This is a genomic window from Rhodococcus sp. F64268 (assembly GCF_023015605.1).
In the GTDB taxonomy this organism is placed as follows: domain Bacteria; phylum Actinomycetota; class Actinomycetes; order Mycobacteriales; family Mycobacteriaceae; genus Rhodococcus.
Genome location: NZ_JALKAI010000005.1, coordinates 170752 through 193205, shown reverse-complemented (window position 1 = coordinate 193205; position 22454 = coordinate 170752). Strand labels below are relative to the sequence as shown.

21 protein-coding genes and 6 tRNA genes are annotated in these 22454 nt (G+C 65.5%); 7 read left to right on the top strand and 20 right to left on the bottom strand.

Annotated elements, in window-relative coordinates; translation table 11 throughout:
* Position 1: 1 nt before the first annotated feature.
* From secF to MWU77_RS15765, 18 genes are all read right to left on the bottom strand, one after another.
* Positions 2-1210: a protein translocase subunit SecF gene (secF, locus tag MWU77_RS15850; protein ID WP_247274191.1), complete on the bottom strand. Its 1209-nt coding sequence runs from the start codon at positions 1208-1210 to the stop codon at positions 2-4.
* Between the two features lie 2 nt (positions 1211-1212).
* A complete protein-coding gene (gene secD, locus MWU77_RS15845; RefSeq protein ID WP_247274190.1) occupies positions 1213-3030 on the bottom strand; it encodes a protein translocase subunit SecD in 1818 nt (605 codons plus the stop codon).
* Positions 3031-3163: 133 nt separating this feature from the next.
* A complete protein-coding gene (gene yajC / locus MWU77_RS15840; protein ID WP_169688856.1) occupies positions 3164-3502 on the bottom strand; it encodes a preprotein translocase subunit YajC in 339 nt (112 codons plus the stop codon).
* 157 nt (positions 3503-3659) lie between these two features.
* On the bottom strand, positions 3660-4763 hold the full coding sequence (gene ruvB, locus MWU77_RS15835) for a Holliday junction branch migration DNA helicase RuvB (protein WP_169688855.1): 1104 nt from the start codon (positions 4761-4763) through the stop codon (positions 3660-3662).
* Complete coding sequence (gene ruvA / locus MWU77_RS15830; RefSeq protein ID WP_169688854.1) at positions 4760-5359, bottom strand: Holliday junction branch migration protein RuvA; 600 nt, start codon at positions 5357-5359, stop codon at positions 4760-4762. Before ruvA ends, ruvB begins: the two co-directional genes overlap by 4 nt.
* Complete coding sequence (gene ruvC, locus MWU77_RS15825; protein WP_169688934.1) at positions 5356-5934, bottom strand: crossover junction endodeoxyribonuclease RuvC; 579 nt, start codon at positions 5932-5934, stop codon at positions 5356-5358. Before ruvC ends, ruvA begins: the two co-directional genes overlap by 4 nt.
* Positions 5935-6096: 162 nt before the next feature.
* Positions 6097-6849 (bottom strand): YebC/PmpR family DNA-binding transcriptional regulator, encoded by a 753-nt coding sequence (locus MWU77_RS15820; RefSeq protein ID WP_169688853.1) that lies wholly within the window; start codon positions 6847-6849, stop codon positions 6097-6099.
* Between the two features lie 65 nt (positions 6850-6914).
* Positions 6915-7532 carry a pyridoxal 5'-phosphate synthase glutaminase subunit PdxT gene (pdxT, locus tag MWU77_RS15815; protein WP_240959548.1) on the bottom strand — a complete coding sequence of 206 codons (618 nt, stop codon included), beginning with the start codon at positions 7530-7532 and terminating at the stop codon, positions 6915-6917.
* A 73-nt stretch (positions 7533-7605) separates the two neighbouring features.
* Positions 7606-8436 carry an acyl-CoA thioesterase II gene (locus MWU77_RS15810; protein ID WP_169688851.1) on the bottom strand — a complete coding sequence of 277 codons (831 nt, stop codon included), beginning with the start codon at positions 8434-8436 and terminating at the stop codon, positions 7606-7608.
* A gap of 67 nt (positions 8437-8503) precedes the next feature.
* Complete coding sequence (pdxS, locus tag MWU77_RS15805; RefSeq protein ID WP_169688850.1) at positions 8504-9406, bottom strand: pyridoxal 5'-phosphate synthase lyase subunit PdxS; 903 nt, start codon at positions 9404-9406, stop codon at positions 8504-8506.
* Between the two features lie 179 nt (positions 9407-9585).
* Positions 9586-10665, bottom strand: a complete 1080-nt coding sequence (locus MWU77_RS15800; RefSeq protein ID WP_169688849.1) for an NUDIX domain-containing protein — start codon at positions 10663-10665, stop codon at positions 9586-9588.
* On the bottom strand, positions 10662-11789 hold the full coding sequence (locus tag MWU77_RS15795) for a glycosyltransferase family 4 protein (protein WP_169688848.1): 1128 nt from the start codon (positions 11787-11789) through the stop codon (positions 10662-10664). The genes MWU77_RS15800 and MWU77_RS15795 overlap by 4 nt, the downstream gene beginning before the upstream one ends.
* A complete protein-coding gene (locus tag MWU77_RS15790) occupies positions 11790-12692 on the bottom strand; it encodes a phosphatidylinositol mannoside acyltransferase (RefSeq protein ID WP_169688847.1) in 903 nt (300 codons plus the stop codon). It abuts the gene before it with no gap.
* A 16-nt stretch (positions 12693-12708) separates the two neighbouring features.
* Entirely contained in the window at positions 12709-13383 is a 675-nt protein-coding gene (gene pgsA, locus MWU77_RS15785) for a phosphatidylinositol phosphate synthase (protein ID WP_169688846.1), read from the bottom strand.
* Positions 13384-13492: 109 nt separating this feature from the next.
* Positions 13493-14014 (bottom strand): HIT domain-containing protein, encoded by a 522-nt coding sequence (locus tag MWU77_RS15780; RefSeq protein WP_169688933.1) that lies wholly within the window; start codon positions 14012-14014, stop codon positions 13493-13495.
* 41 nt (positions 14015-14055) lie between these two features.
* Positions 14056-16122, bottom strand: coding sequence for a threonine--tRNA ligase (gene thrS / locus MWU77_RS15775; protein WP_169688845.1), 2067 nt, complete (start codon positions 16120-16122; stop codon positions 14056-14058).
* Positions 16123-16272: 150 nt separating this feature from the next.
* Positions 16273-16827, bottom strand: coding sequence for a DUF742 domain-containing protein (locus MWU77_RS15770; protein WP_308198810.1), 555 nt, complete (start codon positions 16825-16827; stop codon positions 16273-16275).
* A gap of 275 nt (positions 16828-17102) precedes the next feature.
* Positions 17103-17174, bottom strand: a tRNA-Val gene (locus MWU77_RS15765).
* 404 nt (positions 17175-17578) lie between these two features.
* On the opposite strand from MWU77_RS15765, the gene MWU77_RS15760 reads away from it, so the two are divergent.
* The 5 genes from MWU77_RS15760 to MWU77_RS15740 all read left to right on the top strand — a co-directional run bounded on the left by MWU77_RS15760 (position 17579) and on the right by MWU77_RS15740 (position 18042).
* Positions 17579-17651, top strand: a tRNA-Gly gene (locus MWU77_RS15760).
* Positions 17652-17676: 25 nt separating this feature from the next.
* A tRNA-Cys gene (locus tag MWU77_RS15755) sits at positions 17677-17747 on the top strand.
* A 1-nt stretch (position 17748) separates the two neighbouring features.
* A tRNA-Val gene (locus MWU77_RS15750) sits at positions 17749-17823 on the top strand.
* Between the two features lie 50 nt (positions 17824-17873).
* A tRNA-Gly gene (locus MWU77_RS15745) sits at positions 17874-17949 on the top strand.
* Positions 17950-17967: 18 nt separating this feature from the next.
* Positions 17968-18042 (top strand) — tRNA-Val (locus MWU77_RS15740).
* A gap of 51 nt (positions 18043-18093) precedes the next feature.
* Here MWU77_RS15740 and MWU77_RS15735 read toward each other — a convergent pair.
* The gene (locus MWU77_RS15735) at positions 18094-18495 is read right to left on the bottom strand and encodes an alpha-isopropylmalate synthase regulatory domain-containing protein (RefSeq protein WP_240959299.1); all 402 of its coding nucleotides are present in this window, start codon (positions 18493-18495) and stop codon (positions 18094-18096) included.
* 529 nt (positions 18496-19024) lie between these two features.
* Here MWU77_RS15735 and MWU77_RS15730 point away from each other — a divergent pair.
* Entirely contained in the window at positions 19025-19582 is a 558-nt protein-coding gene (locus MWU77_RS15730) for a GNAT family N-acetyltransferase (RefSeq protein ID WP_169688842.1), read from the top strand.
* An 83-nt stretch (positions 19583-19665) separates the two neighbouring features.
* Here MWU77_RS15730 and zapE read toward each other — a convergent pair whose 3' ends face one another.
* A complete protein-coding gene (zapE, locus tag MWU77_RS15725; protein WP_247274189.1) occupies positions 19666-20676 on the bottom strand; it encodes a cell division protein ZapE in 1011 nt (336 codons plus the stop codon).
* A 175-nt stretch (positions 20677-20851) separates the two neighbouring features.
* On the opposite strand from zapE, the gene MWU77_RS15720 reads away from it, so the two are divergent.
* Positions 20852-22411 carry an alpha/beta hydrolase gene (locus MWU77_RS15720; protein WP_206040130.1) on the top strand — a complete coding sequence of 520 codons (1560 nt, stop codon included), beginning with the start codon at positions 20852-20854 and terminating at the stop codon, positions 22409-22411.
* The last annotated feature ends 43 nt before the right edge of the window (positions 22412-22454 follow it).

Below are 22454 nucleotides of genomic sequence, written 5' to 3'. Positions count from 1 at the left end.
ATCAGGACCTTCTCTTGGCACGCTTTCCGGTCGGGCGGGCACCTGGTTGCGGAGTCCGCTGTGGAGGCGCCGGGCGCTGCGAAGCGAAGCTCACGGTCGGCGCGGCCGAGGCATCGTCGCCCGCGTGCGCGAGGTCACCGCCCGCGGGTGCGAGGTCACCGGCACGGCTCTGCGCACGCGCCGCTGCCTCTTCCCGCTTCGCGAGGACCTTGCGGGTGTGCTTCGCGATCGGGCCACGCCATTCCTTGAGCGTAACTAGTAGCGGACTCGCGAAGAACACCGACGAGTACGCACCGACCACGATTCCCACCAGCTGCACGAGCGCGAGGTCCTTGAGGGTTCCCACACCGAGCATCCACACGGCGATCACCATCAGTGCGATCACCGGCAGCACCGAGATGATCGTGGTGTTGATCGACCGCATCAGAGTCTGGTTGACCGCCAGGTTGGTCTGTTCCGCGTAGGTCCGGCGGTGCAGATGCATGAGCCCGCGCGTGTTCTCCTCGACCTTGTCGAATACGACCACCGTGTCGTACAGCGAGAACCCGAGGATCGTCAGCAGACCGATGACGGTCGCGGGTGTCACCTCGAACCCGATCAGGGAGTAGACGCCTGCGGTGACGATGATGTCGAAGAACATCGCGGCGATGGCCGCGATCGCCATGTCCCGCTCGTACCGAACCCCGATGTAGACGCTCACGATCACCAGGAACACGAGCAGTGCGATCAGCGCCTTCTGCGTGATCTGTCCGCCCCAGGTCTCGCTGACGTCCGCGACGCTGATGGCGTTGCGCGACGGCTCTCCGTCGGCACCCAGCGGCTGGAATTCGTCGTACAGCGCGGTCTGCACCGCCTCGACCTGCCCCAGGTCGAGAGCCTCCGACCGGATCTGGAAGGTTGCTCCCGCTCCCGCACCGACGGTCTGCACCGATTCCGGCTCGGATCCGATCGTGTCGCTGAACACCGTTTCGACGTCGGAGGTGGTCGCGCCTGCCACCGCGGGCATCTGAATCCGGGTACCACCCTCGAAATCGATACCCCAGGTGAAACCGCGCACGAGCATGCTCAGCAGAGCGACCGCCACGATCGCGGCGGTGATGATGTAGTAGCGCTTGCGCTGTCCGATGATCTCGAAGGCTCCTGTGCCGGTGTACAGACCGGAGAGCCTTCCCTTCCGCGAGCCGGTCGATGCCGTCGTCGTGTCGGTCATCGTCACGCCTCCTTCGCCGAAGCCGCAGCGAGCTGACGCTCACGCGCCACCTCTTGAATCGCGCCGAGACCGTTCATGCTCGGCTTGGACCACGTCTTCGACTTGGACGCGAGGTGGACGAGTGGCCAGGTCACAAGGAAGACCACCACGACGTCGAGGATCGTGGTCAGACCCAGGGTGAATGCGAAGCCACGAACCTGGCCGACTGCCAGGACATACAACACGGCGGCAGCGATGAAACTGACTGCGTTACCCGAGAGGATGGTGCGGCGGGCGCGAGCCCAACCACGCGGTACCGCCGACCGGAAGCTGCGGCCCTCCCGGATCTCGTCCTTGATTCGTTCGAAGAACACGACGAACGAGTCGGCAGTCATGCCGATTCCGATGATGAGGCCTGCGATACCCGCCAGGTCGAGGGTGTACCCGATGTAGCGGCCGAGCAGCACCATGATCGCGTAGACGGCCAGGCCGGCGAGCACCAGCGACAACGCGGTGAGCAGACCCAGCGCCCGGTAGTACACGAGGCAGAAGATCAGAACCAGAACCAGACCGACCGCACCGGCGATCAGACCCGCTTCGAGAGAAGCGAAGCCCAGCGTCGCGGACACCGTCTGGGCTTCGGAGGCTACGAACGACAACGGGAGCGAGCCGTACTTGAGGGTGTTCGCCAACTCGGCGGCCTGGGTGTTGGTGAACTGGCCCGTGATCGAGGTGGCGCTACCCGCAGGTGTCGCGCCCTGGATGACGGGTGCACTCACGACCTTCGAATCGAGCACGAATGCAGCCTGCGAACCGATGTTCGCGGCGGTGTACTGCGCCCAGGTGGTGCTGCCTTCGTCATCGAATGTCAGGCTCACCTCGTAACGCGACTGCTGGCTGTTGAAACCCGACGTCGCGTCGTCGATCTGCTGCCCATCGATGATGCTCGGTCCGAGCAGGTAGATCGCCGTGCCGTCGGTCGAACATGCCACGAGCGGGAGCGCCGGATCATCGTTGCCTGCCAACGGATCGGTGGCCGAGCAGTCGAGGGCGAGCGCGGCTTCCTGCTGCACCATCGGGTCTTCGCTCTGCCTGGTCGCCTTCGCTGCGGCGATGTCGGCTGCGGCCTGCTCCTGCTGGGTCAGCGGCTCGGAGTCCTGCGGTGCCGGGGCAGGTTGCTCCGGTGCGGGAGCAGAGTCGTCCCCGGGCTCGGCCGGAGCATCGGTTTCGGCGGGAGTATCGGTGGGGTCCTGCGCTGGGAACGGTCGGCCCTGCGGTTCCGGAGCATCGTTCGGTGTCTGCTCCGCAGACTCCGGCTGAACCGGTGCTGCCGGGTCAGTGCCTTCCGGTGCGGTGGGATCGGCGCCCTGCGGCGCGGCGGGATCGGCGCCCTGCGGCGCGGCGGGATCCACTCCGTCCGCCGGCGCCTGCTCGGTGAGCTGGTCCGCCGTCATGGAACTGTCGATCGGACCACCGATGACCGGCCGGATGTACAGACGGGCGGTCTGGCCCAGCGTCTTGGCCTGCGCACTGTCGTCGCCGGGAACCGTGATCACCAGGTTGTCGCCGTCGACGACGACCTCGGAACCCGACACGCCGAGACCGTTGACACGGGTCTCGATGATCTGCTGGGCCTGCGAGAGACTCTCCTGGCTCGGGTTGCTCCCATCGGGGGTGCGTGCCGTCAGCGTCACTCGCGTGCCGCCTTGCAGATCGATGCCGAGTTTCGGGGTCGGCGACTTGTCCCCGGTGAAGAAGACCAGTGCATACAACGCGACGAGAATCACCCCGAACAGGGCAAGTGCGCGCGCGGGATGCACCGATCCATTGGAAGGTGCCACGGTCTGTCAGTCTCCTCGATACGAGTGAGTGGGTCGGTGAAGCGGCCGCGCAGGGCGTGACGGATCGACACCGGCTACCGCGGTGTCGACCACGTGGGACGCGTCGGCGGGTCGAGACGGCTGAGCGTACGCCTCAGTGCTCGGTCGGACCCGCCTCGGGTGATGTGGTGTCGGCGTCCTTGCGGAGCGAAATCGAGTCGAGGTCATCGGCCACGGCCGGCTCCTCGATCCGCTCACGGATGACCAAGCGCGACCACACTGTGACGACGCCCGGGGCCACCTCGAGACCGACGGTGTCGTCGTGCAGGTCCACCACGGTGGCGTGCAGACCCGCTGTAGTGACGACTCGGTCGCCGACAGTCAAGGAGTCTTGAAGGGCGGTAACCTTCTGCATCTCCTTCTTCTGGCGCCGCACACCCAGGAACGTGGGCACGAGCAGTGCGAGAATCAGGAGCGGGAAGAGCAATTCCATCGTTGAAGTCAGTCCTCGGGTTCGTAACCGGTGTAGCCATGGCGTCCGCCACAGCAACGCTCTGTCGGCCTCCACGGACCGACGCAATAGACCAGTGTGCCACTACCTCGAACGGGAAGGTATGTCCTGCCGTCCGGTGTGCGGCGATGAGACGCCTTCACTCCTCGGCATACGAATCGACGTGCGGTTCGCGGGCACGCACCTCGATCCCGCCGGCGGCAGCGTCCGGAGGGGGTGTCAGGCCAAGCTGCAACCACGCGGCCTGCGTCGCGACACGTCCCCGTGGAGTGCGTGCCACCATGCCGGCACGTACGAGGAACGGTTCGCAGACCTCCTCGACCGTGGCAGGTTCCTCGCCTACTGCAACCGCAAGCGTCGACACACCCACCGGTCCGCCTCCGAAGCTGCGCACGAGCGCACCGAGCACGGCACGGTCGAGGCGATCGAGCCCGATCGGGTCCACGTCGTACACCTCGAGAGCGGCCTGTGCGATCTCGCGTGTGACGATGCCGTCGGCGCGAACATCGGCGTAGTCGCGGACACGTCGTAGCAGGCGGTTCGCGATGCGCGGGGTGCCACGGGAACGACCGGCGATCTCCGCGCTGGCATCTTCGTGCAGGTCGATACCGAGTATGCGGGCCGAGCGCTGCAGGATCCGCTGGAGTTCGGGCGGGTCGTAGAAGTCCATGTGAGCGGTGAAGCCGAAACGGTCGCGCAGCGGGCCGGTGAGGGCGCCGGAACGCGTGGTCGCGCCGACCAGGGTGAACGGGGCGACCTCGAGGGGGATCGATGTCGCGCCGGGGCCCTTGCCGACGACGACATCCACCCGGAAGTCCTCCATCGCGAGATAGAGCATCTCCTCGGCAGGGCGGGCGATACGGTGGATCTCATCGATGAAGAGAACATCGCCTTCGACCAGGTTCGACAACATCGCGGCAAGGTCGCCTGCGCGTTCGAGTGCCGGGCCTGATGTCAGCCGGAGCGAGGATCCCAGCTCGCCTGCGATGATCATCGCCATCGAGGTCTTCCCCAGCCCGGGTGGGCCGGACAGGAGGATGTGGTCGGGCGTGCCGCCGCGCATCTTGGCACCGCGTAGCACCAGTTGCAGCTGCTCCCGGACCCGGGGTTGACCGATGAAATCGTCGAGACTCTTCGGCCGGAGGCTCGCTTCGATATCGCCGTCGGACGAGGTGTATTCGGCTGTCACCGGCGATTCCTCGCCGAACTCGTCGGCGAACGGAGCGGGTGTGTCGTCGGTCATCGTGCCTTACCCAACGCCGACAGCGCGGCACGCAATGCGGTGGAGGTGTCGGCGGCGGGATTCGCCGTCAGCACAGCGTCGGTCGACTGTTCCGCCTGCTTGAGTGGAAAGCCCAGGCCGACGAGGGCCTCGACGACCTGCTCTCTGATCGGCGTGGATATCGCCGACGAGGTGGGCGCGTTCTCGTCGACGCCGTACGCGGCGACTTTGTCGCGTAGTTCGACGATCATGCGCTCGGCGCCGCGCTTGCCGATACCGGGCACCCGGGTCAGTGCCGCGGTGTTCCCGTCGGCGAGGGCAGCGCGCAGCGCTGCAGGTTCGAGGACGGCCAGGGTCGCCATCGCGAGGCGGGGGCCCACACCCGACACCGTCTGCAGTAGTCCGAAGAGATCCCGCGCCTCCGAATCGGCGAATCCGTAGAGGGTCATGGAATCCTCGCGGACGATCATCGCTGTCACGAGTCGCGTCTCCTCGCCACGACGCAACGTCGCGAGGGTGGCCGGTGTGGCGTTGACGCGGTACCCGATCCCACCGCATTCGATGACGACGTGGTCGAGGCCGATCTCGAGGACCTCTCCGCGTACCGAGGCGATCACCGTGTCCCTGCCTTCCGGGCCGCGACCTGTTCGCGTAACCGTTGTTCGTACCGTCGCTTCTGTTCTTCCGCCGCAGCTTCTGCTGCCGCCATCCGCGCCAGCATCGGCGCCCGCCAACAGTGACAGATGGCCAAGGCCAATGCGTCGGCGGCGTCGGCCGGTTTCGGCGGGGTATCGAGCCCGAGGATACGGGTGACCATCGCGGTCATCTGCTTCTTGTCGGCACTGCCGTTCCCGGTGACCGCGGATTTGACCTGGCTAGGAGTGTGGAACATGACCGGGATACCCCGTCGGGCGGCCGACAGGGCGACCACGCCCCCTGCCTGCGCGGTTCCCATCGCGGTGCGGACGTTGTTCTGGGAGAAGACCCGCTCGACGGCGACAACGTCCGGCTTGTAACGGTCGAGCCAGTCTTCGGCGGCATCGGAGATCTGCAACAGCCGCTCGGCAAGATCGAGATCCGGGGGCGTGCGGATCACGTCGACAGCAACGGGCACGACGACCCGGCCTCGGCCGGTGTCGACCATCCCGAATCCGCATCGTGTCAGGCCGGGGTCGACACCCATCACACGCAACCGCCACACCCTTCCCGCGCTACGAACAGTTGTTCGAGAGCCTAGCGGAACACCACGGCCGCGGCCTCGAGGACACGCACCGGCCGTGTCGTCGGCTCAGGCCCGTGTGCACATCCGACCTGTCGTGGCGCCCGCCCCGGGGGCCGACGCCACGGCGGTCGATCAGGCGTCGAGTTCGGCGAGGACTTCGTCGGGGATGTCGACGTTCGAGTAGACGTCCTGCACATCGTCGCAATCCTCGAGCGCATCGATCAGCTTCATGACCTTCCGCGCGCCCTCCGCATCGACAGGCACCTCGACCGACGCACGGAAGTCGGGATCCGCTGCGTCATAGTCGATTCCCGCATCGATGAGCGCGGTGCGAACTGCAACGAGGTCCGTCGGTTCGGAGACGATCTCGAAGGACTCGCCGAGGTCGTTGATCTCTTCGGCGCCGGCGTCGAGGACGATCTCGAGAAGGTCGTCCTCCGTCCGGCCGTTCTTCTCGAGCGTGACGACACCCTTGCGGGTGAACAGGTATGCGACGGAGCCCGGATCGGCCATATTGCCGCCGTTACGAGTCATTGCGGTGCGGACCTCGCCCGCAGCACGATTACGATTGTCGGTCAGGCACTCGATGAGCAACGCGACACCGTTGGGGCCGTACCCCTCGTAGGTGATGGTCTGCCAGTCGGCGCCGCCGGCTTCCTCGCCGCCACCGCGCTTACGCGCCCGTTCGATGTTGTCGTTCGGAACCGAACTCTTCTTCGCCTTCTGAATGGCGTCGAACAGGGTCGGATTCCCGCCGGGGTCCCCACCACCGGTACGAGCTGCCACCTCGATGTTCTTGATGAGTTTCGCGAACATCTTGCCGCGCTTGGCGTCGATGGCCGCCTTCTTGTGCTTGGTGGTGGCCCATTTGGAGTGGCCGCTCATTCGCTTCGAGCCCCTTCCGGCGATGTGAAGTCGGTGAAACCGACAGTTCGGAGAGTCGAGTCTACCTACCGGCCCGCGACGTGCGAGCGCACCGCCTCGACGAAGAGCCGATGGACCCGCAGATCACCGGTCACCTCGGGATGGAACGACGTCGCGAACACCGCGTCCCGCCGCACCGCCACGACCCGCCCCGCGGCCGGGCCGTGGGGAACCCGCGCGAGGACATCGACCCCGGCACCGACCCGCTCCACCCATGGTGCGCGAATGAACACGGCCCGCACCGGTCCATCGTCGATGCCGACCATGTCGATATCGGTCTCGAACGAATCCACCTGGCGACCGAAGGCATTCCGCCGCACGGCAATGTCGAGCACGTCGAGATGCTCGGCATCGGAACGGGTGTCGAGTACCTCGGTGGCGAGCAGAATCATCCCGGCGCACGAGCCGTACGCAGGTATCCCGTCTTTCAGACGCGTACGGAGCGGTTCGAGCAGGTCGAAGACTCGGAGGAGCCTACTCATGGTCGTCGATTCGCCACCGGGAATCACGATCCCGTCGACCGCATCGAGTTCTCGTTCACGGCGTAGCGCGACGGTGCGCGCACCTGCCGCCTCAAGCGCTGCTCGATGCTCCCGCACATCGCCTTGGAGTGCGAGCACTCCGATCGTCGGGGTGGTGTGCAGCAGCGAAGTTGCCACGGCCGACCGCCTTCCTCTCATATCATCGGCGGCCGCCGCTCCACACGGTCCGAGCAGATCAGGACTCACGCAGACAGCGCGTAAGCCCTTCCTGCACGACGGCGGCGACCATGTTTCCTTCACTGTCGTAGATCCGGCCCTGGGTCAACGCACGGCCGAACCCCGCCGACGGGGACGTCTGGTCGTAGAGCAACCAGTCGTCGGCCCGGAACGGACGCAGGAACCACATGGCGTGATCGAGCGACGCGTCCTGGGTGGCTACGTCGGGATGAATCACATGAGCGGAACCGAGCAAGGTCATATCGCTCATGTAGGCGAGTGTGCACACGTGGAAGACCGGGTCGTCCGGAAGTGCGGCACGCGAACGGAACCACACCCGCTGGTGCGCAGCCACGCCCCGGTCCGCGACCATGTGCTCCGGGGGCACGAATCGGAAATCCCAGTTCGACCACTCACGCAACGCCCACGCAAACTCCTCACGGCCCTGTTCGACGAGGGTCTTCGCGTCGGGGAGCTCTTCCGGTCGGGGCACCGTAGGCATCTCGTCCTGATGCTCGAGGCCACGATCGTCGACGTGGAAGGACGCCGACATCGTGAAGATCGCACGTCCGTCCTGGACGGCGGTGACCCGGCGCGTGCAGAACGAGCGCCCGTCCCGGATCCGGTCGACCTGGTACACGATGCCCTTCGTGGGATCTCCCGGACGGAGAAAATAGCCGTGCAGGGAATGGACCTGGAACTCCGGAACCACGGTGCGGACCGCCGATACCAGCGCCTGCCCCGCCACCTGGCCGCCGAACGTCCGAGGCAGCAACGTCTCCGTCGCAATACCGCGGAAGATGTTCTCTTCGATTCGTTCGAGCTCGAGGATGTCTTCGATCTTCGCCATGCGGGACCTTTCCGTTTGTACTCGGAAGTAGGTTATCCGCCGGGCCCCGGTGACAAGGCAGGGATGGCTACCAACCGCGCTCGGCGAGCCGATGCGGCACCGGAATGTCGTCGACGTTGATGCCGACCATGGCTTCGCCCAGCCCACGAGACACCTTCGCGAGCACGTCGGGATCGTCATAGAAGGTGGTGGCCTTGACGATTGCTGCGGCGCGCTGCTCGGGGTTGCCGGATTTGAAGATCCCGGAGCCGACGAACACGCCTTCTGCGCCGAGTTGCATCATCATCGCAGCATCCGCAGGCGTGGCGATTCCCCCGGCCGTGAACAACGTCACCGGAAGTTTGCCTGCCTTCGCAACCTCGACGACGAGGTCGTACGGGGCCTGCAGTTCTTTCGCTGCAACGTAGAGCTCGTCTTCGGGTAGCGAGCTCAGCCGCCGGAGTTGCTGACGGATCTGCCGCATGTGGGTAGTGGCGTTGGAGACATCGCCGGTGCCCGCCTCCCCCTTGGAACGGATCATCGCGGCGCCCTCGTTGATACGGCGCAACGCTTCCCCGAGGTTGGTGGCACCACACACGAAAGGCACGGTGAACGCGAACTTGTCGATGTGGTTCTCGTAGTCGGCGGGGGTGAGGACCTCGGATTCGTCGATGTAGTCGACTCCGAGCGCCTGCAATACCTGTGCCTCGACGAAGTGTCCGATCCGAGCCTTCGCCATGACAGGAATCGACACGGCCTCGATGATGCCGTCGATCATGTCGGGGTCACTCATCCGCGAGACCCCTCCCTGTGCGCGGATGTCCGCGGGCACGCGTTCGAGTGCCATTACCGCGACCGCACCTGCGTCCTCTGCGATCTTCGCTTGGTCCGGCGTCACCACATCCATGATCACACCGCCCTTGAGCATTTCGGCCATGCCTCGCTTGACGCGGGCGGTCCCGGTGGGGGCGGTGGTGTCCGGGGTACTCACAGCTGAACTCCTCAGAAGATCTCGACACAGCAGAACGGGATGCAGCGATCCGACACGACGGCACAGCGCGGAAGGGTCGGCGCGCCGACGCGGATAGCGACCCGCCGAGCCTATGACCGCATGGCGGGTGTTCCCCATAGCCAGTCGCGATGCGCTGGCCTTATCGGTCGCCGGCCGGGTCAGCGGATGGCGCGCAGCGGAGTGTTCGATGCGGTGTGCGTTCGGCTGCCTGCAAGACGCCTTGCCTCATCGAGGAGTTCCGGCAGGTCCTGCGGATACAGCGGTTCTCCGGCAGCGACCAGTTCGCGGAGTCCGTCGTTGTCGAACCACCTGAACTCGAGGTCCATGCGACGTTCGAGTTCGGTGAACCCCTCGGAACCCGGTTCGAATCCGGGTGTCTGGAGGACGAAGAACAGTTCTTCGGAATGCAGGACCTCACCGTTGAACGGGAAGACGGCCACTCGTCGCCATACCGGACCGACAAGCTGTTCGGGGGCGACGCCGTGTCCGGTCTCCTCGGCGAGTTCCCGGACGGCCGCGACACGCAGATCCTCGCCCGGTTCCACGGCACCGCCGACGGTGAACCAGAAGCACACCTCCGGACGTGCCGGATCATGACCGCGAAGCAGCAGCACGCGCCCGCTGTCGTCGAACAACACGACCCGCGCCGATGTGCGAGCCCGATCCGGCGTCCGTGACTGCGAGGGAACAACCCCCGTCTTCTCGACGTCGCCGGTTCTCTCGACGGCACCGGCGTTGTCGACTTCGCGTTCGGCGATCTCGAAATAGGTCGGCAGCGGGGCGGTGCCGCCGAGATGAAGCCACCGCACTGGGCGACGGGTGCGTAACGCGAGTGTGTCGCGCACAGCATCGTTGTGGAACCTTCTGGCGATGAGCACGCGGGCTTCCGAGTCGGCGAGTTCGGCGACCAGCTGCGGGCGCAGACGCTCCGCATCGAGACCGGCCAGCGCAACGGACAGTTCGTTCTCGGCGGCCTCCCGATGCGCACGGTCGGCACGTTCCGCTCGGTCGGCGAGCGCCGACAATCGGCGGCCCTCCGCCGCGGACGTGGATGCTGCGATGCTGCGCACCACCACGGCGCGACGGGCAAGGGCTGCATCGAGCGCCTGCCACGAGAGGTCCGACCGCACGTGCAACCGATCGAGGCGATTCGCGGTCGCGTATGCCCACAGGCCGAGCAACAGGACGACGGCTGCGATCAGCGACAGTACGAGGATCGTCAGAGCGCTGAGAGTCACGACCGCACCTCCCGCACGGGGCCGGCGCCGACGGTGACCGTCTCGTACACCCGCAGGATCTGGTCGGCCACCACCGGCCAATCGTAGGTCTCCACGACCTCGGATCCGGCGTCGACCAACGCGGCGCGGCGGTCGTCGTCGTCGAGAACCTCCAGGATGCCGTCGGCGAGCGCCTTCGAGTCACCGATGGGGACGAGCACCCCTGCTCGCCCGTCGCGCAGCACCCGCCTGAACGCATCGAGTTCGGAGGCGACGACGGCCGTACCCGATGCCATCGCCTCGACGAGGACGATCCCGAAACTTTCCCCGCCGAGATTCGGTGCGCAGTACACGTCGGCGCTGCGCATGGCGGAGGCCTTCTCGTCGTCGTCGACCTGTCCGAGAAACCGGAGGTGGCCTGCGTGCGGTCCCGCGTCCTTGCGAAGTCGGTCCTCGTCACCGCGACCCACGACCAGGATCTCGATGTTCGGATATCGCGCCACCAGTGCGGGCAACGCACCGACGAGCACATCCATGCCCTTTCGGGATTCGTCGAAGCGGCCCAGGAACAGCACCGTCCGGCCGGCCCTCGGATATCCGGGAAGCGGCGGAGAGTGCCGGAAGAATGGCACGTCGACTCCGTTGGGGACCTCTACTGCATCGGCTCCGAGCGAGGTGACCTGCCAGCGGCGAGCAAGTTCGGAAACGGCGATCCGACCACTGATCTTCTCGAGGAACGGTTGAAGGACCCCCTGGAAAGTGCTCAGCACGAGCGACTTCGTCGTCGACGTGTGGAACGTCGCGACGATCGGCCCCTCGGCAATTTTCAATGCCAGCATCGACAGGCTCGGGGCGTTCGGTTCGTGGATGTGGAGGACGTCGAAGTTGTTGTCGTTGATCCAGCGGCGCACTCGCGCGTAGGAAACGGGGCCGAAGCTCAGCCGGGCCACCGAGCCGTTGTACGGAATCGCGACCGCTCTACCTGCAGAGACGACGAAGTCGGGTAGCGCTGTGGTCTCGGAGGCGGGCGCGAGCACGCTCACCTCGTGGCCGCGGGCGATGAGAACCTCGGCGAGATCCACGACGTGGGCCTGGACACCACCCGGTACATCGAACGAGTACGGACAGACCATTCCGATCCTCACTCACTCCTCCATTCGGGCGCGTCGTGAGTCGGACAGGTCGTCCATCCACAGTGGTTGCAGCATGTGCCAGTCTGCAGGGTGCTCCGCGATATCGGCAGCGAATCGGTCGGCGAGTTGCTGCGTGGCGCTGCCGATGCCGCCGCTGACGTCGATCTCCGGATGGACCCGGAATCCCCATCCGTCGTCGGTGAACCAGCAGTGCACGGGAAGTAGGGGTGCGTTGGTCTCGATCGCCAATTTCGCCGGTCCGGCAGGCATACGCGTGGATTCTCCCATGAACGTCACGGGCACGCCCTTGCGCGCAAGATCGCGTTCTCCCAGCAGGCAGACGACCTTGTTGTCGCGCAGACGCGCCGACAACTCGACGAACGGGGGGCTCTCACCACCCGAAAGAGGGAACACCTCGAACCCGAGGCCCTCTCGGTACTCGACGAAGCGACGGAACAACGACTCGGGGCGTAGACGCTCGGCCACCGTGGACAACCCGCCGTATGTGCGGACACACCACACGCCGGCCATATCCCAGTTGCCGCTGTGCGGCAGCGCCAGAACCACGCCGCGACCGGCAGCCAACGCCGCCTCTATGTGTTCGCGGCCTTCGACCGCGGAATCGATCGACGCCGCGGTGGCGTCGAGATCCATCGACGGAAGGCGGAAGGACTCGCGCCAGTATCGTGCATACGACCGGGTCGAAGCCCTGATCAGATCATCCGGGACCTGTTCGGGGGGGACCCCGAGAACGCGGGAAAGATTGCGGCGCAGTTGCTTCGGTCCGCCGTTCCGACGAGCAGCGAAGTCGGCTCCCGTATCGAACAGCCGTGTCGCGACGCGTTCCGGCAAGAGTCGAACCAGCCGCCATCCCGCCGCGTATCCGAGGTCCGAGAGACGCTCGGCCGCCTTCATACCCGGTCCTCGCCGTTCACGACCGCTCCCCATCCTCGGTATCCGTCTCACACGTCGAGTCCGATGTCGGCGCGATCGGTAGCAGTTCGCGCGCACCCGGAGAGTCCCGCACGGCGAGTACGCGCTGGAACACTGTGATGACCGACCCCGCGGCGAGCAACCACATCGCTATGTGGATCGCCCAGTCGAGACCGAGACCGGTCAACCCGGAACCGACCAGCACGATCACGAGACGATCGGGGCGCTCGATGAGACCCCCGTCGGCCGACAGACCGCTGGCTTCGGCACGTGCCTTCGCATACGAGATCACCTGCGAGCACACGAGGCAGATCAGCGTCGCGATCAGCAGCGGCCTGCTCTGCTCGTGATAGACGGCCCACCAGGCCAGACCGGCGAAGATCGCTCCGTCTGCGACCCGATCGCACGTGGCATCCAGTACCGCTCCGAAACGTGTTCCGCCGCCGCGGGCACGTGCCATTGCACCGTCGAGCATGTCGAACATCACGAACAACCAGATGACGAGTGTGCCGACGAAGAGGTGGCCCGAAGGAAACAGCGTGAGGGCAGCCGCGATCGTTGCAACAGTGCCGATAATGGTTACGGCATCCGGGGTCAGGCCCGTGCGGATCAAGGCGTGACCGAGCGGTGCGGTCACTTTCGAAACCGATGCGCGACCGAAGAAGCTCAGCATCCCGAGACCCCCGACTTCCCCTTCGACCGACGTGTCCGGAACCAGATCCTGCCACGACGCACCGTCCGACCATGGGTGTGGTCAGGGACTGGTCCGCCTTCGGCAGGCGCTACTCGTCCCATGCCGAAGCCAGCAATGCGCGGGTGTCGCGCAGCAGCTGCACCATCACCTTGGATCCGCCGAGGACTGTGATGAAGTTCGCGTCACCACCCCACCGGGGCACCACGTGAAGATGCAGGTGTTCGGAGAGCGAACCACCCGCAGCGGCACCCAGATTGAGCCCGACGTTGAACCCGTGGGGACGGGACACTTTCTTGATCACTCGAAGTGCCCGCTGAGCGAACGCCATGAGCTCGGTGCTCTCATCGACCGTGAGGTCCTCGAGGTTCGCCACCCGCCGGTACGGCACCACCATGAGGTGGCCCGGGTTGTAGGGATAGAGATTGAGCACCGCGTACACGGATTCGCCGCGGGCGACGACCAGCCCCTCTTCGTCGGCCATCTTGGGGATCTCGGTGAACGGCTCATACGGCTCGCTCCGCAATCCCGGAGATTCGGTGATGTACGACATCCGATGCGGGGACCACAGCCGCTGCAGGTGGTCGGATTCGCCGACCCCTCGGTCGATCATCGAGTCGGACGTGTCTGCCGGCCCCGGAGTTCCCTCGCCCGTCAAGAGGTCGCTCCCCGTTCCACCGGACGCACCAGCTCCGCAGTGGGAGAAGCGTTGTCGCGTCGACGAACCCACTCGGCGATGATGCTCACGGCCTCGTCGGCGGGCACACCGTTGACCTGGGTACCGTCGCGGAACCGGAAGCTCACCGCACCGGCGGCGACGTCGCGTTCGCCGGCGAGCAGCATGAAGGGAACCTTCTGCGTGGTGTGCGTTCGGATCTTCTTCTGCATGCGATCGTCGGACACATCCACCTCGGCGCGAATCCCGGCCGACTTCAGTTTGCCGACGACGTCGAAGAGGTGCTCCTCGAACTCGGCAGCGACCGGGATACCGACCACCTGGACCGGCGAGAGCCATGCGGGGAACGCACCGGCGTAGTGCTCGGTGAGCACACCGAAGAACCGCTCGATCGAGCCGAACAGTGCACGGTGGATCATCACCGGGCGATGCTTGGCACCGTCGGATCCGGTGTATTCGAGTTCGAACCGCTCGGGGAGGTTGAAGTCGAGTTGGATCGTCGACATCTGCCAGTTGCGACCGAGCGCGTCGTTGACCTGTACCGAAATCTTCGGTCCGTAGAAGGCGGCGCCGCCCGGATCGGGCACGAGGTTCAGCCCCGAGGACTCCGCGACCTCACGCAGCGTGTCGGTGGCGGTCTCCCACAACTCGTCGCTACCGACGAACTTCTTGGGGTTCTTGGTCGAGAGCTCGAGGTAGTAGTCGTCGAGTCCGTAATCCTTCAGTAGATCGAGGATGAACTCGAGGACGGTGGTCAGCTCGTCGCGCATCTGCTCGGGGGTGCAGAAGATGTGCGCGTCGTCCTGGGTCATGCCCCGCACACGTGTGAGTCCGTGGACGACACCGGACTTCTCGTAGCGATAGACGGAGCCGAACTCGAACATGCGGAGCGGAAGCTCGCGGTAGGAACGCCCTCGCGACCGGAAGATCAGGTCGTGCATCGGGCAGTTCATCGGCTTGAGGTAGTAGTCCTGGCCGGGTTTGCGGATCGTGCCGTCGTCGTTCAGTTCCTCGTCGATGTGCATCGCCGGGAACATGCCGTCCTTGTACCAATCGAGGTGACCCGAGACCTCGTAGAGGTGCCCCTTGGTGATGTGCGGAGTGTTGACGAAGTCGTATCCGGCGTCGACATGGCGCTGACGCGAGTAGTTCTCCATCTCCTGGCGGATGATGCCGCCCTTGGGATGGAACACCGGAAGACCCGAACCGAGCTCGTCAGGGAACGAGAACAGGTCGAGTTCGGCGCCCAGCTTGCGGTGATCGCGGCGCTCGGCCTCGGCGAGCAGTTCCAGGTGGCGGTCGAGTGCATCGGTGGACTCCCACGCGGTGCCGTAGATCCGCTGGAGGCCGGCGTTGTCCTGGTCGCCTCGCCAGTACGCGGCGGAGCTGCGGGTGAGTTTGAACGCGGGAATGAACTTGGTGGTCGGGATGTGCGGGCCGCGGCACAGGTCCTTCCACACGACCTCGCCCGTGCGCGGGTTGAGGTTGTCGTAGATGGTGAGCTCGGCGCCCCCGACCTCCATGATCTCGGGATCATCGATGCCTGACTTGTCGTCGATCAGCTCGAGCTTGAACGGCTCGTTCTTCAGTTCGTCGCGGGCATCCTCGAGGTTCTCGACGACGCGGCGGGAGAAGCGCTGCGCGTCCTTGACGATCTTCTTCATCCGCTTCTCGAGCTTCGCGAGATCCTCGGGAGTGAAGGGGCGCTCGACCTGGAAGTCGTAGTAGAAGCCGTCCTTGATCGGCGGGCCGATACCGAGCTTGGCATCGGGGAACTCCTGCTGCACGGCCTGCGCCAGAACATGCGCGGTCGAGTGCCGGATGACGCTGCGGCCGTCCTCGGTGTCCGCGGCGACTGCCTCGACCTCGGCGTCGGTCTCCGGCGTCCACGACAGATCGCGCAGGTCCCCCTCGGAGTCGCGGACGACGACGATCGTGTCGGGTCCCTTGACCGGCAATCCGGCTTCGCGCACAGCGGCGCCGGCAGTGGTTCCCGCTGGCACCCGGACGAGCGTGGCTGTTTTCGCGGATGCGGGCGTGGTCACTGGCTGGACTCCTCGGCTCGATGCCTGTTCTCGGGGGGTGCTGCCCGACGCGGCACAGCGCGTCGGCAACCTCCCCATGCTATCGATATGCGCTCACACAGCGAACACAGGGCGTGCCGGAACGAAACACGGTTGCGGCATCCGAAATTCTCAGAGCGAGTGCAGCCCTGTGAGTACCCGTTCGAGAAGTTCGCTGCCCGGCCCGACCCGGTCCACCGTGCTGTGGACGGTCAGGATGCCCGCCCCCGCGAGGTCGCCGATCAGCACACGGGCGACCCCGAGGGGGATTCCCGCCAGAGCGGCCACCTCCATGGTCGAGCGCGGTTGTGCGCACAGACCGACGACCACCCGGTGTTCCTCGGCGAACTTGCCTGCCATCAGGCTCGTCGAGGACGGGACCGTGGACACGAGGGCCTCGAGCGGCAGGTCCATATCGCTCCGGGTACGGCCACCGATACGGACGAAGGGCCTCACGAACGATGATGTGCGATCTTCCAATTTTCCGACTCCCCCAGCGCTTTCGTACCCAGTTCCGTCGAACGTCCGATCCCTCGCGCGGGACACCCGGGGCCCCGTCTCAGTGACAGCGGCCTGTGCTGCGGTGGTCGGCGTCCCCCCTTCGGCCGACGGCGGAGCGACAACATTCGACTCCGACGACCACTCCCCCTCTTCAGGGGGCGAATATACAAGATCGTCCCGCTTCATGCGGTGACGTGGACGCCGGGACCCGAAGCGGGCACCGGTCGTCCCCACGGTCTGCCATGCGCCATCTGCGACACTCATCCTGCACATCCTCCTCGAACCACCGCGGTCTGTCCCGACCTCGCCCACGCGGACATCGGTGGCCGCAGACGCGCACATCGTCGAGCCGGCAACGAACCTCTCGTCGGCCGGATCACGCAACTCCCGCTGCGTTCGACAGTTGCATGCCAAGATACGCAAAAAGGGCACCCTGTGCAGGGTGCCCTTGTGCGGACCTGTGGTCCCGGCTGGGATCGAACCAGCGACCTCCCCGGTGTGAACGGGACGCTCTTCCACTGAGCCACGGGACCGCGCCGCTTTGCAGCGGCTCGAACGCAAAGAAACTTAACACGCCCCTGCGCGCGAACACGAATCAGCAGGTCACACTGAGTTTTCGGAATTGCGCACGACCGACCGCTCGCCACCAGCTCCTCCGAATCCAGCCGCGCAGGGCAGCGCCCCCTCGAGTAACGGAGCAACAGGACGCGTAACTCGGCGGCACATCGGGCGCGAGCAGCCCTCGCCGCCCCATCTACTCAGCGCACATTCCTGTCTCTCTCTCGAGCACTCGAAACCCCTCTCACACCGCCCACACAGCACTTCCAACGCCATCCTTGCCGAGTTTTCTTGCGTTGACCTGCAGATTTGTGTGATTCCGCGATGGTCGGCTAAGTTTTTAACCGCACCACGGAGAGCACAACGCCACGGTGCGAATGCGGATGTAGCGCAGCTGGTAGCGCATCACCTTGCCAAGGTGAGGGTCGCGGGTTCGAATCCCGTCATCCGCTCGAGAGGTTGGACTCGACCTTTCATGGTGGAGTGGCCGAGTGGTGAGGCAACGGCCTGCAAAGCCGTGCACACGGGTTCGATTCCCGTCTCCACCTCGCGCGATTAGCTCAGCGGGAGAGCGCTTCCCTGACACGGAAGAGGTCACTGGTTCAATCCCAGTATCGCGCACCAGGGTCGATCAGCACGTGGATCAGCCCCAGGTTTCACCACAACGTGCACACGCGGATGTAGCGCAGCTGGTAGCGCATCACCTTGCCAAGGTGAGGGTCGCGGGTTCGAATCCCGTCATCCGCTCCACACCGGCGTTGGAAGCCGGCGCGATTAGCTCAGCGGGAGAGCGCTTCCCTGACACGGAAGAGGTCACTGGTTCAATCCCAGTATCGCGCACCAGAAGTATCAAAGTCCCCCTTCGGAATCCGAAGGGGGACTTTGCGTTCCTGATCAGTGGACGGTGCCGAGCCGGTTCACACCGGCAATCATGGCGCGCAGCGTGGACTCGGTTGCACTCTGCCCGATTCCCATCGCCCACCCCCGACGGTCCCCGTGACCGCAGAGGAGGAACGTCGCCGGTGCTCCACCGACTTCGCCCTGATGAAACGACAGGATCTCGAGGTGAATGCCGAGGCTGTGGAGCATTGCCGTCATTCCTGCCACCGGACCGTTCGTGACAGCCGATGCGGTGTGTATCGACGCACCCACCGCAAGTGTTGCCTCATACGAGCTGCGGCCCGCGGACACCGCTGTGACCGCCCATGCCCCCATACGCACCGGACCGTTCTGCGGTCCGTAGAGGGCTGCGAACTCATCCCAGGTGAGTCCCGCAACCTCGGCCCGCAACGGCATGGGCAGCCGGCCTTGCCAATACTGACCTTGCCGAGACCGGTCTCGCCGAGATGACACGGGAATGCTTGCCTCAGCCGAAGCGGACATGTGGACAGCGTTCGAATCGAAGGCGTTCATCGAAGGGTTCTTCCGCGAGAAGGAAGGACCGACACGTAGCTCAGGGACCCGCAGCGAGGGGTCGGTCCGAATCAGACCCCGCTACGGCGGTGAACTACGAGTACGCGCTTCATGACACTCACCCTAGGACGTACATGTGACGAGTGCAAACGTCGAGCCTCGGAGCATGTGACGAAACCGTGACCGCGTGAATCGGGCCGCAACTTGGAAGCTGAGGAATCCCTCATGTATCGTGAGAAGTGCCATCCCCCCCGATGGTAATGAACCCCAGCCATGACCCCCCATCCAAGGCTGGGGTTCAGCCATTTTCGGGATTCTCCAGTTTCGGGATTCTCCAGTTTCGGGATTCTCCAGTTTCGGGATTCTCCAGGTCGGTACGCGGGAGTCCGACTACGGCTGCTTCACTTGAACCATGCCGCCCCCACTCGAAGAAACCACCGCTCCTGTATCTGTGAAACGCGCAGGCATCTGGGATGCCGAGAGCATCGCCGACGTGGCGGCAGCGACGTTCCCGTTGGCATGCCCACCCGATGCAACGGGTGCGGACATTGCCGCCTTCATCGAGACCGCACTCACGGCAGAGCGCTTCAGTGAATATCTGACGGACCCCGCCAGAACTGTTCTCAAGGCCACGATCGAAGGTGAGATCGTCGGGTATCTCATGGCAATCGACGCACCACCCGACGATCCGGCGATTGCAGCGTTGCTCACCGCGCGTCGGTCGATCGAGATCAGCAAGTTCTATGTGCTCTCCGGTCGGCACGGCACGGGGGTCTCGAACGCACTCATGGGCGCCGCCGTAGAGCTCGGACGTTCTGGCGGCCACGCCGGATTGTGGCTCGGCGTCAATCAGCAGAACGCGCGAGCCCGTCGCTTCTATGCGAAACAAGGTTTCGAGGTCGTAGGCGAACGCAGATTCACGGTGGGGTCGCAGGTCCACGAGGACTACGTGATGCAACGCATCCTGTGAATGGCCGTCTCAGGAACGCACCAGCGCCGGAACTGCCGGCAGATCCGGACCTGTGAACCGGAACTGCCGACCGGACGGCAAGGTCAGGCGGGGACCTCGAAACGCGACAGCGCGAGAAGGCGCGAGGTGGCGCGCAGATACTTCTTGCGGTAGCCGCCGGCCACCATCTCGGGAGTGAAGATCTCGTCGAGCTTCGCTCCTGCAACCGTCACGGGGACACTCGCGTCGTAGAGCCGGTCGGCGAGGACCACCAGTCGAAGTGCAACGGACTGGTCCTGGGCCGGGTGGACGCCGTTGAGGAACACCGCGCTGACACCCTCGACCAGTTTCCCGTAGCGCGACGGGTGGAGCGTACTGAGGTGGGCACACAACTCGTCGAAATCGTCGAGCGTCGCGCCTGGAATCTCGTTGGCACGTTCGACGAGGACCTTCGAGTCGACCGGTTCGGGTGCAGGTGGAAGGTCCCGGTGACGATAGTCGGGACCGTCGACGCGCAGTGTCTCGAAGATGGAACCGAGCTTCTTGATCTCACGGAGGAAGTCCTGCGCAGCGAACCTGCCCTCGCCGAGCTGCCCGGGAAGGGTATTGGAAGTGGCGACGATCGACACACCGCGCGCCGACAACTCGGTCAGCAGCCTCGACACGAGCATCGTGTCGCCGGGATCGTCGAGCTCGAACTCATCGATGCACAACACGCTGTGACTCGACAGCTCCTCGACAGCCTTGTTGAAACCGAGCGCACCGACGACATGGGTGAGTTCGACGAAGGTGCCGAAGGCTTTGGGCGAGGGTGCACTGTGGAAGATCGAGGCCAAGAGGTGCGTCTTGCCCACGCCGAATCCGCCGTCGAGGTAGAGACCCGCACCCGTGGACGGAGCCTTCCTGCCGAACAACCCGCGCTTGCCGCTGCGGATCTTGCCGACCTTACCGACGAAAGCTTCGGCCGCAGCAACGGCCGCTGCCTGACTGGGCTGTTCGGGATCCGGAATGTACGACGCGAAACTCACCTCGTCGAACATGGCGGGCGGCACCATCTGTGCCACAAGTTGGTCTGCGGGCACCACCGGATTCCGGTCGACGAGGCGTTCGTGCATTACACCAGGATAGTGGCGGCAAATGGCACATCCAGCACAGGACCGGGTAATGGGACCTACTTCACAGACCCTTCACGGTGAGTTCACCGAATCGGAGCAGGAGAACGGTACGCGGCCTCGGCGTCCGAGCGCACCGGTGCGCACCGTCACTGCGCGCACCTGGCAGGCTGTCCGCATGCGCAGAACCGGGGTGCTCGCTGTGTGTTGGCTCGCAGTTGCGTCGGTGGTGGCCGCGTGCGGAGCGGGTCCCTCGATCCGTCCCGATGTGGCTGTCGTCCAGGACGTGGGAGGCGAGCAACCGGCCGAACCCGAACAACGCGACCCGGGTACGGCCCAGCTCCCGGTACCGCAGAACGACCTTGCGTGGCGCGATTGCACCGCCGAGACGATCGACGGTTTCGCACTGCCTCCGGGCCCTGCGGGGCTCGTTCTCGAGTGCGCCCAGGTTCCTGCACCGATCGACGTGACAGGGACCGTACCCGGAACGTTCCCCCTCGGAGTGCTCCGGGCACGGCTTTCCGAGACTCCCGGCGACGTCGCCCCACTGGTTGTGACCACCGGCTCCGATCTCCCGTCGAGTCGCGCGCTCGCCGCACTCGCTACGGGCCCGATGTCGGCGACCCTGACCGCGCGCCCTCTGGTCGCCGTCGACCGTCGTGGACTCGGGATGTCCCAGGAGATCGACTGCATCTTCGGCGCCGATCGCCGCGCCCTTTCCGACCTCGGGCAGTTCGGTCGCAGCGGTGAAGCGTCCGATCGCGTCGCCGAACTCGGTCGGCAGGCGACCATCTCGTGTACCGACTACCTGCAGCCACAGCAACTGATGTTCGGCGCCTCCCACGCCGCGAGCGATATCGAGCAGCTGCGCCGCGCCTGGGATGTCGATCGGTTGGGGCTGCTCGGTATCGGTAACGGCGCGACGGTTGCGCTCGCGTACGCGGCGGCGTACCCGGGCGGAGTCGGGCGGCTGCTCCTCGACTCGCCCGCGGCAGCGACGGCAGACGCCGAACTGCTCGCCGAATCCGCTGCACGAGGCGCAGAAGCCGCCGTCGACGACTTCGCCCGCCGCTGCGCCGCACTGGAGTGTTCGCTGGGGCCGGACCCGCGCGGAGCGATCGAGGATCTCTACGGTCGCGCCGCGGACGGTCTCCTCGCGCCGGTGTCGTCGAATGCCCTCCTCACCGCGCTCACCGCGTTCCTGGGCACCCCACGTGCCGACCTACAGGCCCGTATCCGCGAACTGTCCGACATCCTTGCCGCAGCCAGGGACGGTGACGTCATGCCACTGCTCGAATCCGTGGGCACGGCAGAAGCGATGCTGACGACCGACGGCCAATGGGTGTCACAGTGCAGCGACGGGCAGCGATGGCCGACGGCGATGCGCGCCGCTGAACTTCAGAAGTCGTGGTCCACGACGTATCCGTTGTTCGGGAGTGATGCCGCCGTCGCGGCGACCTCGTGTGCGGCGTGGCCGAGCATGGCGCCGCCGCCCCTTCCGGCAGCACTCGACGTACCGGTCCTCGTCACCAGCGCGGCAGCCGACCCCATCGTCGGAAATGCAGGCTTGGATTCGGTGACCGGCGCGCTGACCGCGAGCGGTATCCGATGGACGGCACTCGCGTGGCAGGGGGCCGGGTATTCCGCAACGCTCCATTCGGCCTGCGCGCAAAGTCGCGCAGAAGCGTATGTGGCAAACGGAGAGCTTCCACCGAACGGGAGCCTCTGCCCGGCCTGATCGCAGCTGCGCGGAGCGCCTGGATGCGCCGTTCGGTCCGGTT

Excerpts from the sequence above, each read along its gene's own strand:
- secF (WP_247274191.1), bottom strand. The coding sequence starts at position 1,210 with ATGACCGACACGACGACGGCATCGACCGGCTCGCGGAAGGGAAGGCTC.
- yajC (WP_169688856.1), bottom strand. The coding sequence starts at position 3,502 with ATGGAATTGCTCTTCCCGCTCCTGATTCTCGCACTGCTCGTGCCCACG.
- ruvB (WP_169688855.1), bottom strand. The coding sequence starts at position 4,763 with ATGACCGACGACACACCCGCTCCGTTCGCCGACGAGTTCGGCGAGGAA.
- MWU77_RS15820 (WP_169688853.1), bottom strand. The coding sequence starts at position 6,849 with ATGAGCGGCCACTCCAAATGGGCCACCACCAAGCACAAGAAGGCGGCC.
- MWU77_RS15810 (WP_169688851.1), bottom strand. The coding sequence starts at position 8,436 with ATGGCGAAGATCGAAGACATCCTCGAGCTCGAACGAATCGAAGAGAAC.
- MWU77_RS15790 (WP_169688847.1), bottom strand. The coding sequence starts at position 12,692 with ATGAAGGCGGCCGAGCGTCTCTCGGACCTCGGATACGCGGCGGGATGG.
- pgsA (WP_169688846.1), bottom strand. The coding sequence starts at position 13,383 with ATGCTGAGCTTCTTCGGTCGCGCATCGGTTTCGAAAGTGACCGCACCG.
- MWU77_RS15780 (WP_169688933.1), bottom strand. The coding sequence starts at position 14,014 with ATGATCGACCGAGGGGTCGGCGAATCCGACCACCTGCAGCGGCTGTGG.
- MWU77_RS15770 (WP_308198810.1), bottom strand. The coding sequence starts at position 16,827 with ATGAAGCGGGACGATCTTGTATATTCGCCCCCTGAAGAGGGGGAGTGG.
- MWU77_RS15735 (WP_240959299.1), bottom strand. The coding sequence starts at position 18,495 with ATGCCGTTGCGGGCCGAGGTTGCGGGACTCACCTGGGATGAGTTCGCA.
- MWU77_RS15730 (WP_169688842.1), top strand. The coding sequence starts at position 19,025 with ATGCCGCCCCCACTCGAAGAAACCACCGCTCCTGTATCTGTGAAACGC.
- zapE (WP_247274189.1), bottom strand. The coding sequence starts at position 20,676 with ATGCACGAACGCCTCGTCGACCGGAATCCGGTGGTGCCCGCAGACCAA.
- MWU77_RS15720 (WP_206040130.1), top strand. The coding sequence starts at position 20,852 with ATGCGCAGAACCGGGGTGCTCGCTGTGTGTTGGCTCGCAGTTGCGTCG.